Raw genomic sequence first — 16,707 nt, forward strand, 5'->3', positions numbered from 1 at the left:
GAGCGTCAACCACAATGTCAGGCTCTCCGCACCAGCTCGTCGCCGGGCTCTTGGACGATCTGCTCCTTGACCGCGGTAAGCACGCCGGAGACGTGCATCAGCACGTCCACCCCCACGCGGTTCTCCCACAGCACCCCGAGCAGGACGTGGCGCACCCGCTCGTAGTGTTCCCCGGTGATGTCCAGGCCCTGGTGGGCCTCGGCCAGACCTCGCCCGGCGTAGTTGTCCGGCCCGCCGAGGACCTTGGTCAGCATCAGCACCATGTGGCGCTTGAGCGTGGGCAGGTCGACGCCGTCGAAGTACGGGGACAGTTGCTCGTCCTTCAACGCGTGGAGATAGAGATCGTCGACGACCTTTCTGACGGCCTGCGCGCCGCCGATCTGCTGGTAGAACACGGGGCTTCCCGGCTGGTCGGCGGCCGGCTCCTTCGCGTGCGTCGCGGCGGCTTCGTCCAGCGTCATGTCTGTCACTTGGGCCTTTCTCATCTGTGGTCGTCAGATGGCGGCACGTCGGTGTGCCTCATCCCCGGGTATGCGCGCCCCCGTTCCCCGTGTGGCGGGTCCGGCCACAGCCGGGATCTCCAGCCACGTGCCTCATACACCGCCGCGTCCGCCGCCGGCGACGATGTCGGTCAGGGCGTCACCGAGCCGGCACCCCGGTGTGTATGCCTGAGGCAAACCCGGTGGTGCGTGCACCGTGGCAGGGATGTGACCCCATTCAGCCGGAAGCGGACGGCCGTGATCCTGTCGTAAGTTGACGGCGGGTCGCAAGCCTGGAACCACGGTCGTCATCCCATGCGGTGGCGTGATTCGATCGGTGCCCGCCGGTTGGGCTCTGTTGCCGTAACACGGCTACTACCAGCGGGGGTTGGAGTTGGAGTCGGCGCCCGGAGGGGATTCAGGACGCCGACGGCGAGTTTGACTTGATCGCCACTGGTCGGTGTGGCGCATCCAACAAGTGCTGCGTGAGCGAAGCCGTGGCGGCGTCAGCCTGTGGTGGCTCCGGGCTCGCGGGCGATCTCGGAGATACGGTGATCTCCGCACCGTTTGCGGCGAGTTGACCGAGGGCCTTTGCCGAGGGAGTCGGCGTGTACCGACGGCAGCGGCGAACCGCGGATCGGTGTGGGGGGCAACCAGGAATAGAGGAATCCGTCTCCGATTCCGTGTCGGTTTCGTCTTTTCGTGCTCGCGGACCGGAGGAACCGGTCTGCGCCTCCCTTCATGCCGATAGATCTTCGTGCGCGGTGCATTTATCGTCCTGGAGCTCGTCTCCTCGGGCCGCCGCGATTGACGGCGCGCCACTCGGTTCGGACGACGGACGCGCTGCCCGCGACCGGACGGATACCGCCGATATACCGCCGCTCTCCCCCGGGCGTGCAGGGTGAAGCTCGGACAAGCCGCGGTGGAGCCGCTGCCTCGGTGAAGGGCTGTCGGGAGGGCATCGATGTCTGGAAACGCAGGGAGCGAACGTCCCTCGCCCGGGATACCGGGTGTCGACGACGGTGGGCCCCCGGTCAGCGCGCCCCGCGTCGACGCCGTGCCGGGGCGCCGAAGCGCCGATCGCACCCTTGCCCGCAGATCCCGAGCGGCAGCGGCCCCCACGCCCGCCCACTGCGGCAGAGGGGCATGTCATGACCTATCTTCATGATCCGCATCACCGTGCGGTACCTCATGAACAGTCGCACGGCGGGCAGGTGCCTCGGCAGCGGTCGGCCACGCCGTACTCCCGTGACGACCGCGAGGCGGCGGACTTCCGGATGCCGATCGACACCGGCGCCGAGGCAGGGACGACCGGCTTCCACAGCTTCGTGTGCTCCGACTGCAACCTCGGCTTCGGCCGGCATGTGCACCTCCACCTCCGGTCGGCGGCGTCCGAGGTCGGCAAGGCGCGCAGGGCGGTGGGCGAGGCCCTCCTCTCCTGGGGGTGCCCGTCCGGAGTCGTCGACGACAGCCGGTTACTCGTCAGCGAGTTGCTCGCGAACGCGATCAAGTGCGCACCCGACACCTGGATCACCCTGGACCTGATGCAGATCGGTGACCGCCTGTTGGTGGAGGTCACCGACGGGTCTGCGGCACAGCCCGTCGTCCACCAGGCGGGTCCCCAGGAGGAGCAGGGCCGAGGGATGTTCCTCGTGCAGGCGATCGCGTCCGCCTGGGGTGCGCGCCGGCACCGCCGTGGCCGTAAGACCACCTGGTGCACCGTCGCCATCGACGGGAGCGGCGGGACGCCGCCTCGATGACCTGCGTGGGCCGGCCTGGGGCCGCGTCGCGGCTCCGTACCGATCGCCGTACCCCGGGCGGCGACCTGCGACGCACACGGCGGAAGACGCGAACGACAAGACGCGAACAGCAGAAGACGAATACACCTCCGAACACCCGGCATCGGCCTGAGCCGGCACCGGTGGTCGGGTAGGCCGCCATTCCTGAGGGAGGACCAGTGAACGGCGTGACCGGAAGCATGGGCCGGAGTTCATCCGCGCTGGAACACAGCCACCTGTACGCGTGGGAGGTGCACCAGGTCTGCGACAGCAGACACCAGCAGGGTCCGTGCGGTACGTGTGCGACGGAGCAGAGCGCACGGGCCTGTGTCGAGGCGGCCCTGTCCGCCGCGGCCCGCCCGGGCGTGCATTCCTGGGGGCTGCTCAGCCGCGTTCCGGCGGCGCCGCGGCAGCCGAAGTCGTCCTGGCTGTCTACGCCGATCGCTCGGGCCGCGCTCGGGCCGGACGGGACGGTGGCCTGGCAACCGCCGGCCGGCCGGGGACTGGTACCGGTGAGGGCGCCGGAGGCCGGCCCGACGCAGTCTCGCGGTGAGAACCTGCCCCGCGCACTGGCCCGCTTCGGGGGCACGGTGCAGCGGTATCGGTTGGCGGCCGGACTCGCCCGCCGGGAGGTCGCCGAGCGGTTGCGGTGCGCCGAGGCGGAGGTCGAGCGGGTGGAGAACGCCGAGGGGATGCCCTCCCGCGGCTTCGCCGTCGAGGCCGACCGGCTGCTCGGCGCGGACGGCGCCCTGGCAGCTCTGTGGCCCTCCCTCGTCAAGTCCGCCTATCCGGACTGGTTCTGGCAGGTCATCGAGTTGGAGCAGCAGGCGAGTTTCGTCCAGGAATTCGAGACCGTCGCCATTCCCGGTCTGCTGCAGACCGAGGCCTACGCCCGGGCCGTCTTCACCACCGCCCATCCGGTGGCCCCGGCGCTGCAGATCGAGCAGTACGTGACCGCCCGCTTGGACCGGCAGCGCATTCTTGAGAGACGCGACCCACCGCGGATCATGATCACCCTCGACGAGGCGGTGCTCCGTCGGCGCGTCGGCGGGAGCCGGACCATGAGCGAGCAGCTCGGACACCTGGTGACCCTGGCCGAGCTGCCCAAGGTGCACCTTCAGGTCATCCCGTTCAGCGTGCGCGAGCACCCCGGGGGCATGACCCCGTTCCGCATCATGGGATTCCGGGAGGGCCCGGACGTCCTCTACGGGGAGTCGTTCATCGGCGGCCAGGTGACCAACGACGCCCATCAACTCCGCCAGCACCAGCTCGCCTTCAACCTCATCCAGGCCAACGCGCTGTCCCCCCAGGACTCGCGCACCCTCATGAGTCGGCTGCGAAAGGAAATCGATGGTGGACCCGACTGAACTGCACTGGCGCAAGGCCAGCTACAGCATGGGAAACGGAGGGAACTGTGTGGAGGTCGCCGATGCCGGACACACCGTCCACGTCCGGGACAGCAAGGACCCCGATGGCCCGGCATTCGGGTTCGGTCGGGAACAGTGGCAGGCATTTCTTACAGCCCTGGAACACGGCGGGAGTTGGGCACTTACCCGCCCGGTGGCACCCTCCACCGCCGGGACGCACCCGAACGGCCGGGCCGCGGCTCCTCCTGAAGCGGCAGGACGTTTCGTCATCGGCCGCCACCCCACGTCCGTGCCCCCGCCATGCGCCTGACAGGCACTGGGAAGTCGTTCCCCTGGGCCGCTCGTACTGACTGGCGGCACAGCTCGGCGTCCCTGAAGTGGCCCAATCCACACCGCACTTCTAGACTGCCCCGGTGCCGTGAACTGTCACGGCACCACTTTCACCGGGGTTGTGGAGGCTCCGTGAGGCGACCCACGCACGCACGTGGATGTACGGCGCGCCATCGAGCCGCCGACGCCGGATCCCGGCGCGGGACCCGGCCGCCCTCCGCGCCGCGGCCCGGTGCGTCTTCGTCGCGGCGCCGCGCAGGCCAAGGATTCGATTCCCCCACTGGCTGAGGCCGGTGGTTCCTCGAAGGAAGGTCCGAGCATGGGTTCGGTCGGTGCACAGGCGGTGGTCATCGGCGGGTCGATGGCAGGACTTGTCGCGGCGCGTGCGCTGGCCGCCCGGTTCACCCGGGTGACCGTCGTGGACCGGGACGCTCTGCCCGGGGACGCGCGAGACCGGCGAGGCGTGCCGCAGAGTGGCCATGCGCACGCGCTGCTGGTCAGCGGGCAGAGCACGCTCGAAGAGCTGTTTCCCGGTCTCACCGACGACCTCGTCGCGGGCGGGGCGGTGCCCTTCGATCCCGGGTCGGACCTGCTGTTCCACCAGATGGGGGGCCACCGGACCCGCTGTGCCACCGGACTGCAGGGGATCAGCCTCAGCCGCGCCTTCCTGGAGCACGCGGTACGGGCCCGCGTGGCCGCGTTGCCCACCGTGGAGGTCCGCGACCTCCTCGCGGTGTGCGGGCTGACCGGGTCCGCCGGCAGGGTGACGGGGGTCGAACTGGACGGGGGCGAGGTCCTCGCCGCGGATCTGGTGGTGGACGCGACGGGACAGAGCGGTACGCGGTCCGACCGGTGGCTGCACGCCCTGGGCTGTTCGACCCCCGAGGTGGCCACCGTCAAGGTGGACGTCGGATACGCCACCCGCCTGCTGCGGCGCGGTGCCGACGACCGGTTGCTCGACGACGTACTGCTCTACCTGATAGCCGGCGTCCCCCCGCACGACAAGCGGGCGGCCGCCGTCTTCCCCGTCGAGGGCGACCGGTGGATGGTCACCCTGGCCGGCTGGCACGGGACCCACGCGCCCGTCGATCCGCAGGGGTTCGCGAAGTTCGCCGCCGAGCTGCAGACCCCCCACGTTGGAGAACTGGTCGCCCGCGCCGAGCCGGTGGGGGAGCAGGATGCGCGACGGTTCACCTATCCGCAGGCCCGGCGGCGTCTCTTCGAGCGGCTGCGGCAGCCTCCCTCGGGCTATGTGGCGATCGGTGACGCCCTGTGCAGTTTCAATCCCGTGTACGGGCAGGGCATGAGCGTCGCCGCTCTGGAAGCGGTGGAACTCGGCCGCTGCCTGGACCGGTTCGGCACCACGTCCTCAAGGATGGCCCGCGCCTACTACCGCGCGGCGGCCAAGGTGATCGCCGGCCCCTGGCAGGTGGCGACGGGCGGCGATTTCATGTACCCGGAGACGGTGGGCCGCCGGCCGCCGGGCACCGACCTGGTGAACCGCTATGTCCGCCAGGTGCTGCTGGCCAGCCACGTCTCGGTGGACGCGCACCGCGTCGTCCTCGACATGCAGCACCTGCTGGCTCCGCCGAGCGCGGCCCTGCGGCCCGCCACGGTCGTCCGCAGCCTGCTGGCCGCCCGCCGGTCGCCGGCCCGCGGGTGACGTACGCTCTCCGGCCCTGAAGCGCGGCGCACCGGCGCCGCGCTCGGAGCGCCGGGGGGGAACAAAAGGGAATGGATCCCACGGGTCGCACGCGAGTCGGGAAGTTCCTTGCCGCCCGTGGAAATTGCGCCCAGGATGTTCGAACCCCACGCTCGGCGATTTCGAGGTACCGCTGGAGGTCATATGGTGGCTGTCCGTGGCCGGTTCCCCGGTTTCCGCACATGTCCGGCTCCGGAACGGGCCTGCGTCAGGCCTGCCTTGCACGGGTGACGACTGACGGAGCGTGGCGTGCGGTATCAGGTCCTTGGCCCTCTCGGGCTGTGGCGCGGCAGCGACGAGATCCCCCTCGCCCCGGCGAAGTGGCGGATGCTGCTGGCGGTGCTGCTGTGTGACGCCAACCAGGTGGTCTCCACCGAGCGGCTGATCGCGGAACTCTGGGGCGCCGACCCTCCGCAGAGCGTGGGCAAGCTCCTGCAGGGCTATTTGTCGCGGGTGCGGCGGGCGCTGGGGGATGAGTCGGGCCGACTGCTGGTGACCCACGCGCAGGGGTACCGGGCCCACGGCTACCGGCTCGTCGTGGCACCGGGCGAGGTCGACGCCCACCGGTTCGTGGAGCTGATCGAGCAGGGCGGCCGGGAGCTCGACGGCGGTGCGCCCGAGACCGCCGCGGAGCGGCTCGAAGAGGCCCTGGGACTGTGGCGTGACGCCCCCTTCGCCGATGTGCCGCCGACGCCCGCCCTGGAGGCCGAGGCGATGCGCCTTGCGGGGTACCGCACGCAGGCGCGGGAGTCGCGCATCGAGGCCCGGCTGAGGCTGGGCCGCCACGAGGCCGTCCTCGACGAACTCGACGCACTGGTGGCCGAGCACCCGCTGCGCGAGGGGCTGCGGGGCCAGCTCATGTTGGCCCTGTACCGGGCGGGCCGGCAGGCCGACGCGCTGGCCGCCTACCAGGACCTGCGGCACCAGCTGGTCGAGGAACTGGGAATCGAGCCGGGCCCGCCCCTGCAACAGCTGCACCAGCAGATCCTGCGGGCCGACGCGTCGTTGCTGCTCGAGGCCCGGCCGCCCGCCGCACCCGCGAGGGCCGCCGAGCGCAGGCCTGTTGTGGTGCCCAGGGAGCTTCCCCACCTCAGCACCACCTTCGTCGGCCGCGCAGGCGAGAGCTCGGTGCTGCACCAGCTGCTGCAGGACGGCGACGAGGGCCGGGTGGCGATGGCCGTGATCGACGGTGCCGGCGGGGTGGGCAAGTCGGCTCTGGCCATCCACACCGCCCACCAGCTCGCCGAACGCTTCCCGGACGGCCAGTTCTACGTCGACCTGCACGGGGCCACCGCCGGGCTGACGCCCCTCGAGCCCGGTGAGGTGCTCGGCCGGTTCCTCGCGACGCTCGGCGTTCCGGAGGTGGCCATTCCCTCCAACACGGAGGAGGCCGCTGCCACGTTCCGCTCGCTGGTGGCCGACCGGCGGCTGCTGGTGGTGCTCGACAACGCGGCCGGCGTCGAGCAGGTCCGGCCGCTGCTCCCCGCCGGTCGCGGCTGCGCGGTGCTGATCACCAGCCGCGAGATCCTGACCTCCCTGGAAGGCGCCACCCATCTCCATCTCGGCGTCATGTTCCACGACCAGGCGACCGCTCTGCTGGAGCGGCTCGTCGGCAAGGAGCGGGTGGCCGCGGAACCCGAGGCGACCGACGCGATCGTGCAGATGTGCGACCGTCTCCCGCTCGCCCTGCGCATCGTTGGCGCCCGCATGGCAGCCCGCCCCAGCTGGCCCCTGAGCGCCTTCGTCGAACGGCTGACCGACGCTCAGAACCGCCTCGACGAGATCCGGGTGGGCGATCTGTCGGTGCGCGCCAGCTTCCACGCCAGCTACGACGGCATCTGCCACAGCGAGAACCCCACGGACCGGGCCGCCGCACGCGCCTTCCGCTTCTTCGGGGTGCTGCCCGGTTCGAACATGGGCCTGCAGGCTGCGGCCGCGCTGCTCGGCGTCGACAGCTGGGGGGCCGAGGACGCGCTGGAGCGGCTGGTCGACGCGCATCTGCTGCACAGCCTCGCCCCGGGCCGCTACCAGATGCACGACCTGATCCGCCTCTTCGCACGTGAGCAGGTGTACGCGGAGGAGTCGGCCGCCGAGCGCGAACGGGCCCTCGAACGCGTGCTGCGCTTCTACCTCGCCACGGCCGAGCGGGCGGTGGCCTTCCTCAACGTGCCGTCGCGGTCTCCGCACCGCCCCGCCAAGGACCCGTCCGCCCACGGCGCGCTGCCGACGACGCCGATCAGGAACCGCCGTGAGGCCGAGGCGTGGCTGGACGTCGAGCGCGCGAACCTGATGGCCGCCGTCACGCACGCCGCCGGCCAGAGCGACCCCACGGCCCGGCTCGCGATGCGGCTGGCGCGGCCGCTGCACTGGTACCTCTACCCGCACGCCCGGGCCCGGGAGCTGCACACCCTGGCCGAAGTCGTCGTGTCCACCGCCCGCCGCCTCGGCGACCGGGAGAGCGAGGCGTGGGGGCTGGACCACCTGTCCGCGGTGTACTGGCTGCACCGGCGGTACGACGAGATGCGGCAGTGCCTGGAGTCGGCGCTCACGCTCTGGCGCGAGATCGGCGACCGGGACGGCGAGCTGCGGGCCCTGGGCAACCTCGCGGACGCGCTGGCCGAACGCGAGCTCTACGAGGAGGCCGTCACCGTGCAGCACCGGCACCTAGCCCTGGCACGGGAAGCCGGCGACCTCATGGCCCAGATGACCGGCCTGGGCAATCTCGGGCGGGCGTACCTTGGGCTGGGCCGGACCGAGGACGCCCTGTCCTGCCTGCGGGAGAGCCTGCGGCACGCGCGAGAGACCGGCGAGCGGGCCCTGGAGAGCCTCGCCCTCAACGAGATCAGCTTCATCCTCTTCGACGTAGGCAGGATCCAGGAGGCGCAGGAGCACATGAGACGCGCCACCATCCTCGCGGACGGAAACGTCGGCGCGTACGTGCGCTGGCGCGGATACACCTGGAGCGCGTTCTTCCCTGCCTGCCTGACACTGCGGGTCGGGCCACAAGCCGCGGAGGGAAGCACGAGGTGACAGTGCATCAATTGCCTTACAGCTTGGCGAAATACCCCGCCGGGTACTTTGGTCCGGGCCCTTCCGGGAAGCCTCCGCTTCCTCTACGGTCGGGCCCTCGATCCACTCCAAGAGTTCACCCACCCAGAACCTGGTAGGCCTCATGGAAGTCATTGCCCACCCCGACGAGCGAATGCTCCGGATCACGCCGACCGCCGATCCTCCCGGCCTGCGCCTGGAGGGGGAGCTCGACGCGACGCGGCACCGGGAGGTCATCGAGGCGCTGTCCCCGCTGGCGGCCAAAGGTGGCGATGTACGGCTCGACCTCGGCGGGCTGCGCTTCATCGACCTCGGCGCCCTGCGGCTGCTGACGTGCCTGGTGGAGCGCTGCGGCAACGGGGTCCGGCTCGTCCTGGACAACCTGTCGCCACAGATGGAGAACCTGATCCAGACAGTCAGTTGGGAGCGTCTGCCCGGACTCGTCCAGGGTCGGAAGGAGATGTCATGACCGCCGAGGCACCCGCGGATCAGCCTGTGGAGGCCGGTCAGGGAGTCCAGCACTACGCTCTTCTGTACGGCGACGAGGAGGAGTTCCTCGCGGGCGCCATCCCCCACCTGCGCGAGGGCATTGACGCCGGCGACCCGACCTTCGCGGTCACCCCCCGGCAGGAGGCCGAGGTGCTGCGCGACTCGCTCGGCCGGGACGCCGTGGCGGTGCAGTTCATCGATCCGTCGGACTTCTACAGCACTCCCGTGCGGGCCATGGCCGGCATGATGGCCGTCGCCAGGACGCTCGGCTCGCGCCCGGCGTGGGTCGTCGCGTCGGCCGACTGGTCGCAGTACCCGGACGCGATGGAGTGGGTCCGGTACGACTCGATCTTCAACATGGGCTTCGCCGACGCGGATTTCCGGGGCTACTGCTGCTACAACACCTCGGTTCTGGCCCCCGAGGTCATCTCCCTGGTGCGCCAGACCCATCCCCACATCCACGAGGGCGCCCGGCTGCGGCAGAACCCGGACTACCGGGACCCCCGGGACTTCGTCGCCGACGTCGACAACCGGCCGCTGCCGCCCTCCCCGCACTCCGCCGCCTCGATGGAGGTCCGTCCGGACGACCTGCACGCGGTACGGGCCTTCGTCGCCGAACAGGCGAAGAACTGCGGAGTGGCGGGAGACGGGCTGTACAACGTCCTCGTCGCCGTCACCGAGGTGGCGACCAACGCCCTCCGTCACGGCCGGGCGCCGGTGTCCCTGCGCGTATGGCCCGACGACGGCCTCGTATGCGAGATCACCGACTCCGGCCACTGGCAGCCCGAGGAGTTCCTCAGCTGGGTGCCACCGGAGTCCGCCCTGAAGTCGGGGTTCGGCATCTGGGGGGTCGGCATGCTCTGCGACACCGTTCAGGTGCGGACCGGGCCCAAGGGCACCGCCGTACGCCTGCGGATCTGCAGGAAGTAGAGGCACCTCCGGTGGCTGTGTGCGGGCAAAGCGCTCCCACTCATCGACGCCCGATCTGCTCCAGGCGGCGGAATCGGGCGCCGGACCACCGGGCGTCCAGGGACACCAGGGACATGCCGTGCCGGCCCGGGCCGGTGAAGGCCGGCATCAGGGCGTCGCGGGTCGGATCGCTGACACCGCCCTTGCGGTAGGCGATCCAGACCGTGGTGTCCTCCCCCGCCGCATCGAACACCGCCGGAGCGTTCGTCTGAAGAGGGGCGCTGTCGGCGGCGAAGAACACGACGAGTCAGGGGGAGCGTCCCCGCTCAGGGGCTGCACGGTCACACCGTCGGGCAGAGGCCCGACCACGCTCAGGTCTCCGCCGTCAGGTGCTTCGAGCACTGTCAGTGTCGCTCCCGGCGCGATCCCCAGCTTCTGCGCGACGGTCTTCGGCACAGTGCTCCTCGTTTCCCGGCCGTCACCGCACGCGCCCACCGAGAGCCCGCGGGCGCCGCTACCACGCCACCGGCAGCTCCAGGGGGAACCGCATGATCGTCTTCGTGTCCCACCGTACTTCCTCCGGCGGCACGGCGAGCCGCAGCCCGGGGAAGCGCTCCACGAGCCGTCCGATGGCGACTTCGAGTTCCGCCATGCCCAAGGGCATCGCGATGCATCGGTGCCCGCCCCAGCCGAAGGTCATGTGCGGAGCGTTCGGCCGGTCGAGGTCGATGGCATGGGGGTCCGGGTAGCGCACCGGGTCACGGTTGGCGGCCAGGTACGACACATGGACGAAGTCGCCGGCCCGGCTCCGCGCACGGTCCAGTTCCATGTCCTCGAGTGCGACTCGCGGGACCACGACGCCCTTGCGGAACGCCTGAAGTACATCGCCAACGAGACCGCCGCACGCGACCTTGCAGCTGCCCCCGGCTGCCGTGTCAACCGTCACCCTGCTCGATGTCCAGATGGCTGGGACCCCGAAGAACGGGGCTGGGCCGGTACGGCGGCGGGTCGGCGACCAGCCTGGGTCGGTCGAGGCGACGTGCCAGCTCGGTCAACGCGATCTGGGTTTCCCGCCGGGCCAGCGGGCCTCCGAAGCACAGGTGGAGGCCGCTGCCGAACCCCAGGTGCTGGTTGTCACGTCGGTTCGGATCGAAGCGGTCCGGATCGTGGAAGCGCTTCGGATCGCGGCTGCCTGAGGCCAGCATGAGCATGACCTGCGAGCCCTGGGGGATGACGGTGTCGGCGACGGTGATGTCGCTGTACGCCACCCGCCAGGGAATGATGTGCACGGGGGGCTCGTAGCGCAGCAGTTCCTCGACCAGCGGCACGACGAGGTCCGGTTCGTCGCGCAGTTGCTGCAGCACCTGCGGGTGGCGCAGTAGCGTCAGCATGCCGTTGGTGATGAGGTTGACGACGGTCTCGTGGCCGGCAATGAGGAGCAGTCTGGCGGTGGCGACGATCTCGGCGTCGGCCATCCGGCCGTCGGGCCCGACGTCGTTGGCCAGCCGTGACAGCAGGCCGTCTCCCGGCCGGCCGTGGCACTGTTCTACCAGCTCGCCGAGGCACTGGCACAAGTCCTTGCGGGCCTGTAGGCCCTTGTCCCGTTTCTCCTTCGGGTCGGTCTCGGGGTTGTAGTCGATCGAGTTCATGATGTCGTTCACCCAGAGGTGGAACCTCGGCTCGTCCTCGCGTGGCACGCCGAGCAAGTGACAGGTCACGGTTACGGTGAGCGGGCAGGCGAAATCGCCGACGACGTCGATCTGCTCCTTGCCCGCCACATCGTCGATCAGGCTGCCGACGGTGGCGGTCAGGAAGCCTTCAAGTCCGGTCACCAGCCCAGGGGTGTGCGGGGGGCCGAAGTGACGCATCGCCATACGCCGCAGGCGATCGTGCTCGGGCGAGTCCATGTGGATGAACGACGACGTGGCCCCTTCCTCGGCCGGGGGCATCGGACGCGCCAGATTGCGCAGGTCGGAACTCAGATGCGGGTCGTTCAGTACGTTCGTGATCTCGCGATAGGTGCTGATGACGTAGCTGTCGTCCTCCTGCCGGGCCACCGGCGTCCTGCGCAACTCGGCATACAGCGGGTAGGGGTCGGCCCGGGCGGAGTAGTCGAAGATCCGTTGCAGGATGCCAGGCGTCCCGGCCGTGGTCGTCTGGCGCTCCTCCTGCCGATGCTGGTGCACCGCCGTGGCGCGACGCTCACCGGGGTCATAGCCTGTGACGACCACCGTGGCACCCTGCGCGAGCAGGGCGGGGCCGGGGAAGTCGACGGGCACCGGTTTCGTGTCGGCCGGCTGGTCCGGCGTCGGGCAGGGAGGCGGAAAAGGTGCGGCCATCTCGATCAGCCGTAGGTAGTGGTCCAGCCACTTACCGTTGTTGAAGCTCACGGCAGCCGTGACGCGGCCCCGGTAGCCATATGCGGTGACGAAACGGTGGTCGTCCAGCGATCCCTGGGTGACAAGCATCTCGTCGGCGAAGGTCGGCACGCCGACGGACTTGATGTTGGCGCCGAACTGGGTCGACCAGAACCGCGGGATGGACAGGTGGGGCCGACGGTCCGCCTGGGCGCTGACCATGTTGTGTGCCGCGACCTCTGCCTGCTCCACGGCGTTGGTCCAGTGCTCCTGTGCGATGAGCCGGGATTCGTAGATGGGGTTCGGGCAACGTGCCACGTCTCCCGCGGCGAAGACGTCGTCGAGGACGCCGCCATTGATGTCGAGGGCGCGGCAGGCCGTGTCACAGGTGATTCCCCACAAGCCCGCCGCCAGTCCCGAATCCCGCAGCCACTCGGTGTTGCGGATGCTCCCGAGTGCCACCACCGCCACATCGGCGTCAACCGTACTGCCGTCGTCGAAGTGAGCACGGCGGAACCGTCCCTGCGCGTCGCCCTCCAGCCGGGCGACCTTGACACCGCACCGCAGGTCGACACCGTGAGCGCGCTGCATGTCGGCCGCCACCTCACCGATCATGGCGCCGAGCGCCCCGACCAGCGGGGCCGACGCGAGTTCGGCGACGGTCACCGGGATGTGCCGCTCCCGGCAGACGGAGGCGATCTCGGAGCCGGTGAATCCCGCACCGATGACCAGAACGCGGGAAGGCCCGGCGGCGAGGGCTCGCTGCAGGCTCTCGGCATGCTCGCGTGTACGTACGACGAACACTCCGTCCAGGGCCGCCTCGGACTCGACGAACCACGGCCGGGCCCGTACCCCGGTGGAGATCAGCACCCGGTCGAAGGGGACGTCGTGTCCGTCGGCGAGTCGCACGTGGTTCGTCGCGAGGTCCAGCCGGTCGGCGGGCACGCCCAGCAGCCACTGCGCATCGATATCACGACGGCGGGGCAAAGCGGTGCCCCCGGCCGGCACCCACCCGGTCAGTACTTGCTTGGACAGGGGAGGCCGGTCGTAGGGCTCGCTCAACTCGTCGCCGATCATGGTCAGCGATCCGGTGAAGCCCTCGTCTCGCAGAGCCTCCGCGGCCCGCAGTCCCGCCAGCGAAGCTCCGACGACCACGATGCGGCCATCGCGTTTGAACGCAGGCAGGTTGTCGGCACCGGTCATGGCGGCGACGCCTCCGCCGGTGCGTGCGGCGCCTCCAGCTGGTCGACCAGGATTGCCTGGACGGGGCAGGCCGCCGCGGCGCGTAGCACCTGGTCGCGCTGGGCGTCGTCGGGGTTCGGGTCGTACATGAGCGCTTCCTCACCGTGCATCCGGAACGCCTCCGGAGCCAGGAACGCGCACTGCGCGTAGCCCTTGCATCGGGAAAGATCAACGACAACTTTCACCTCGAGCTCCCCAGGGAGTGGGAGCTGCGGACCCTCAAGCCGGCGCCACTCCGGCGCGCAAGGGAGGATCCGGCCGCTGCCCACCCCTGCGAAGTGCGAGGGGGTGCACCACGCTCGTCGGGTCCCCATGGAAAGAATTGATCACCGCGGCTCGGGCGATCGGCGCCTGACTAGGGACCTTAGCCCTGGTGTGGCTGCATTTCGGTTGCGCAAGCGGCGCTCTCTTGGATTTTCGTTTCGACGGAAACCATGTGGCACGGTAGGCCGGAAAACCGTCAGAAAACCAGCGTAACAGTGGCACCGATACCGGCGAGTCCGATGGCCCGGGAGAGGAACGCCTGACATCCAACGTTGACATCAATGACGCTGGACAGCGGCGTACCTTGGTGGAGAACCGGCGTACGCGGCACGGCAGCGAGACGCCGAGTGTGTAGAAGGTCGGATCGAACTACTAGGGCGGTGACCGGCGGCAGCCCATGCCCGTCGCGTGCCCACTCGGCAGGGTTCGGGCAGTGGCGCTTGACCGGGCCATTGGGACTCCGTCGATCGCGTGGGCAGGCTCCAGTGCCTGCCGCGGCGTGCCTGTCGGCCTCGCGCGCACAGCAGCGTGATCAAATAGGGCATGGCATCGTCCTGGACCGGTAATCGGGTACGCCTGCGCGCTGTCGAACCCGACGACTGGACGGCGTTCGCGCGTTTCGCCGACGATCACGGACCGCAGGGGGGCCGGCTGGAGCTGCCGAGGTCTGCCGAGAGCTACCGTGCCTGGGCGAAGGAGCAGGCCATTGCCGAGTGCGATGACGACCGCTTCCGGTTGGCGGTCGAAGCGACGGCCACGGGAGAGCTGGTCGGTACAGTCGGCTCGCATCGCACCGGCCCTCGCTCAGGCTGGTTCGAGTTCGATATCACCATCAGCGCCAGCCACCGGCGCAAGGGCTACGCGACGGAAGCCGTGGTGCTGCTGCTGCGCTTCATGTTCGCCGAGCGGCGCTATCACAAATGCCTGGCGGCGGTTTTGGCCCACAACGAGGCATCGCTGGGACTTTTTCGTGGGCTCGGCTTCACCGAGGAGGGGCGCTTGCGGGAACACGTTTTCTTCGCCGGCGGGCACCACGACCTCGTCATGATGGGCATGCTCGTCGACGAGTTCGACCGGCGACACACGATGAGCGAACCATGAGCCGATGATCCAAGCGCGTGTGGAACGGCACTCGGACTTGATCGACGTTCGTTGTTCGCGGGTGTAGGTGGCCTGCCACCGAAAGTAGGACTGCCCTCAGCCGCGCAAGGTGGCACGCAGGTGCAGGCCGGCGGTTGCGAGGCCTTCGAAGGTGGTGACCCGGTAGCCGGGTTCCGCGTCGGGCGGCTCGCTCAGGTGGTAGCGGCGGACTGTCTGCGCGGTCATGAGCGTGAGCATGGCCATGGCCAGGGCGGCGCCCTCGCAGCCGTGCGGCCCGGTACCGAAGCCGAGGAAGACCCCGGGTTTCGCGGACAAGCCCGAATCGTCGAGCCAGCGTTCGGGCCGGAAGCGGTCCGGTTCGGGGTGTTCCCGTGTGTCGCGGTGGGCGGTGTAGGGGCAGACGAGAACGGTGGATCCGGCGTCGATGGTGTAGTCGGCGAGCTGCGTCTGTCGCGGGGCGCGCCGGGTGAGCAGCCAGCTCGGGGGGTGCAGTCGGAGCACTTCGCGTACCAGCGCCTGGGTGTATCGCAGGTTTTCGAGGTGGGTGCTGGTCGTCGTGGCCGGGTCGGCGGGCAGCAGGGCGGCTTCGGCCGCGACGCGGTCCGCGGCCTGGGCGTATCGGGCCAGGTGGAGCAGGATCCATCCAGCTGCCCGGGAGGGTGTCTCGAAGGTGGCGACGGTGATTCCGGGGAGGGTGTCGAGGATGACTTCTTCCGACAGCGGGCCGTGGCGGGAGGAAGGCCGGAGCATCTGTCCCAGCACGTCGTCACCGAGCCGGCCCGATGAACGGCGCCGGCGGACGATGGGCCGCAAAGCGTTGGTGAAGGCGACTTGTCGCCGTGTGCGGAACCGCCGTGCCGGTGTGGGGACCCAGCGCGGCCACACCCAGTGAGAGGGGCGTACGAGCACCTCCCGGGCCACGAAGAGCTGCCAGGCGAAGGGCAGCAGGGCAGGAGCGTCTTCGGAGAAGAGGTAGCGCACTCCGATCTCTGCCAGGACGGGCCGGACCAGGGGCAGAATCTCGACGTCCTGGCCTGTGGGCCACTGGTCGGCAAATCGAGCGGTCCCGGGCGCGATCTCACCGATCCGGGCCGCAACCGCCTGCGGGCGCAGTCCGCGCATGCGGGCGGCGCGAGCGTGCACGCGTTCCTCGGGCGTCGGCGCTCCGCCGGTCCGCTTCAACGGCGGGAAGAGGGGCGACGACGGCTTGGGGAAGTCCTGCGCGCGGCGCAGGACCGCTTCACACACCCCGGCCGTAGCGGCTACGTAGACACCCGACTCCAGCTGCCATACGTCCCCGCACTCGTCAGCGCCACGGCGCGCGAGTGCCAGCCGGTCGCGGCTCCAGGCCGCGAAGCTGCCTCCGGGCAACCGCGGCGGCTCATTCACTCGGCCCATGGGATCGCCCCTGACTTCTCGTACCAGTCCGGCCGATATCGTCGGCAGCGTGGCCAGGAGCCGGCGGGAGCCCGGGGGCGCCCGCCGAGCGGGAAAGTCACACCCTATCCGGTGTGCGTGCCCCAGTCGTGGGCCCCGTACGCACCGTAGTTGCGGGTGAAGGACAACTTGGCGAGCAGCTTGGTGATCATGAGGCTCTCCTCTCTTTTGCCTTCAGCGCCATGTGCTGAATGTCCCATTTTT

Annotated in this window: 14 protein-coding genes and 1 pseudogene; 8 read left to right on the forward strand and 7 right to left on the reverse strand. The window is 70.0% G+C overall.

Features of this window, described 5'->3' with window-relative positions; translation table 11 throughout:
- Positions 1–17: 17 nt before the first annotated feature.
- Positions 18–461, reverse strand: a complete 444-nt coding sequence (locus ACF1A5_RS27425) for a group 1 truncated hemoglobin (protein WP_392195557.1) — start codon at positions 459–461, stop codon at positions 18–20.
- A 1,232-nt stretch (positions 462–1,693) separates the two neighbouring features.
- Between ACF1A5_RS27425 and ACF1A5_RS27430 the strand changes: the two genes are divergently transcribed.
- From ACF1A5_RS27430 to ACF1A5_RS27460, 7 genes are all read left to right on the forward strand, one after another.
- Complete coding sequence (locus ACF1A5_RS27430) at positions 1,694–2,239, forward strand: ATP-binding protein (RefSeq protein WP_392195558.1); 546 nt, start codon at positions 1,694–1,696, stop codon at positions 2,237–2,239.
- A 206-nt stretch (positions 2,240–2,445) separates the two neighbouring features.
- Positions 2,446–3,624, forward strand: coding sequence for a helix-turn-helix domain-containing protein (locus ACF1A5_RS27435; RefSeq protein WP_392195559.1), 1,179 nt, complete (start codon positions 2,446–2,448; stop codon positions 3,622–3,624).
- A complete protein-coding gene (locus ACF1A5_RS27440; protein WP_392195560.1) occupies positions 3,608–3,934 on the forward strand; it encodes a DUF397 domain-containing protein in 327 nt (108 codons plus the stop codon). The genes ACF1A5_RS27435 and ACF1A5_RS27440 overlap by 17 nt, the downstream gene beginning before the upstream one ends.
- A 339-nt stretch (positions 3,935–4,273) precedes the next feature.
- A complete protein-coding gene (locus ACF1A5_RS27445; protein ID WP_392195561.1) occupies positions 4,274–5,617 on the forward strand; it encodes an FAD-dependent oxidoreductase in 1,344 nt (447 codons plus the stop codon).
- A 288-nt stretch (positions 5,618–5,905) separates the two neighbouring features.
- A complete protein-coding gene (locus ACF1A5_RS27450) occupies positions 5,906–8,686 on the forward strand; it encodes a BTAD domain-containing putative transcriptional regulator (protein WP_392195562.1) in 2,781 nt (926 codons plus the stop codon).
- Positions 8,687–8,828: 142 nt separating this feature from the next.
- Complete coding sequence (locus ACF1A5_RS27455) at positions 8,829–9,173, forward strand: STAS domain-containing protein (protein ID WP_392195563.1); 345 nt, start codon at positions 8,829–8,831, stop codon at positions 9,171–9,173.
- Positions 9,170–10,123, forward strand: coding sequence for an anti-sigma factor RsbA family regulatory protein (locus ACF1A5_RS27460; protein ID WP_392195564.1), 954 nt, complete (start codon positions 9,170–9,172; stop codon positions 10,121–10,123). The genes ACF1A5_RS27455 and ACF1A5_RS27460 overlap by 4 nt, the downstream gene beginning before the upstream one ends.
- Positions 10,124–10,163: 40 nt before the next feature.
- On the opposite strand, the gene ACF1A5_RS27465 is transcribed toward ACF1A5_RS27460, so the two are convergent.
- From ACF1A5_RS27465 to ACF1A5_RS27485, 5 genes and pseudogenes are all read right to left on the reverse strand, one after another.
- Positions 10,164–10,355: a hypothetical protein gene (locus ACF1A5_RS27465; RefSeq protein ID WP_392195565.1), complete on the reverse strand. Its 192-nt coding sequence runs from the start codon at positions 10,353–10,355 to the stop codon at positions 10,164–10,166.
- A 261-nt stretch (positions 10,356–10,616) separates the two neighbouring features.
- The gene (locus ACF1A5_RS27470) at positions 10,617–11,048 is read right to left on the reverse strand and encodes a cytochrome P450 (protein ID WP_392195566.1); all 432 of its coding nucleotides are present in this window, start codon (positions 11,046–11,048) and stop codon (positions 10,617–10,619) included.
- Entirely contained in the window at positions 11,038–12,051 is a 1,014-nt protein-coding gene (locus ACF1A5_RS27475) for a cytochrome P450 (RefSeq protein WP_392195648.1), read from the reverse strand. The genes ACF1A5_RS27470 and ACF1A5_RS27475 overlap by 11 nt, the downstream gene beginning before the upstream one ends.
- Positions 12,052–12,285: 234 nt before the next feature.
- Positions 12,286–13,662 (reverse strand): annotated as a pseudogene (locus tag ACF1A5_RS27480) (NAD(P)/FAD-dependent oxidoreductase); the annotation flags it as partial.
- Positions 13,659–13,886: a ferredoxin gene (locus ACF1A5_RS27485; RefSeq protein WP_392195567.1), complete on the reverse strand. Its 228-nt coding sequence runs from the start codon at positions 13,884–13,886 to the stop codon at positions 13,659–13,661. The pseudogene ACF1A5_RS27480 and the gene ACF1A5_RS27485, both read right to left, overlap by 4 nt.
- 622 nt (positions 13,887–14,508) lie before the next feature.
- On the opposite strand from ACF1A5_RS27485, the gene ACF1A5_RS27490 reads away from it, so the two are divergent.
- Positions 14,509–15,066: a GNAT family N-acetyltransferase gene (locus ACF1A5_RS27490; RefSeq protein ID WP_392195568.1), complete on the forward strand. Its 558-nt coding sequence runs from the start codon at positions 14,509–14,511 to the stop codon at positions 15,064–15,066.
- Between the two features lie 96 nt (positions 15,067–15,162).
- Here ACF1A5_RS27490 and ACF1A5_RS27495 read toward each other — a convergent pair whose 3' ends face one another.
- On the reverse strand, positions 15,163–16,437 hold the full coding sequence (locus ACF1A5_RS27495) for a cytochrome P450 (RefSeq protein WP_392195569.1): 1,275 nt from the start codon (positions 16,435–16,437) through the stop codon (positions 15,163–15,165).
- Positions 16,438–16,707 lie beyond the last annotated feature (270 nt).

Origin of the sequence: Streptomyces sp. NPDC014864 (assembly GCF_043081525.1) — a bacterium.
In the GTDB taxonomy this organism is placed as follows: Bacteria; Actinomycetota; Actinomycetes; order Streptomycetales; family Streptomycetaceae; genus Streptomyces.

Coding starts and splice junctions, on each gene's coding strand:
- ACF1A5_RS27445 (WP_392195561.1), top strand. CDS start 4,274: ATGGGTTCGGTCGGTGCACAGGCGGTGGTCATCGGCGGGTCGATGGCA.
- ACF1A5_RS27490 (WP_392195568.1), top strand. CDS start 14,509: ATGGCATCGTCCTGGACCGGTAATCGGGTACGCCTGCGCGCTGTCGAA.
- ACF1A5_RS27460 (WP_392195564.1), top strand. CDS start 9,170: ATGACCGCCGAGGCACCCGCGGATCAGCCTGTGGAGGCCGGTCAGGGA.
- ACF1A5_RS27455 (WP_392195563.1), top strand. CDS start 8,829: ATGGAAGTCATTGCCCACCCCGACGAGCGAATGCTCCGGATCACGCCG.
- ACF1A5_RS27425 (WP_392195557.1), bottom strand. CDS start 461: ATGACGCTGGACGAAGCCGCCGCGACGCACGCGAAGGAGCCGGCCGCC.
- ACF1A5_RS27475 (WP_392195648.1), bottom strand. CDS start 12,051: ATGCCCCCGGCCGAGGAAGGGGCCACGTCGTCGTTCATCCACATGGAC.
- ACF1A5_RS27440 (WP_392195560.1), top strand. CDS start 3,608: ATGGTGGACCCGACTGAACTGCACTGGCGCAAGGCCAGCTACAGCATG.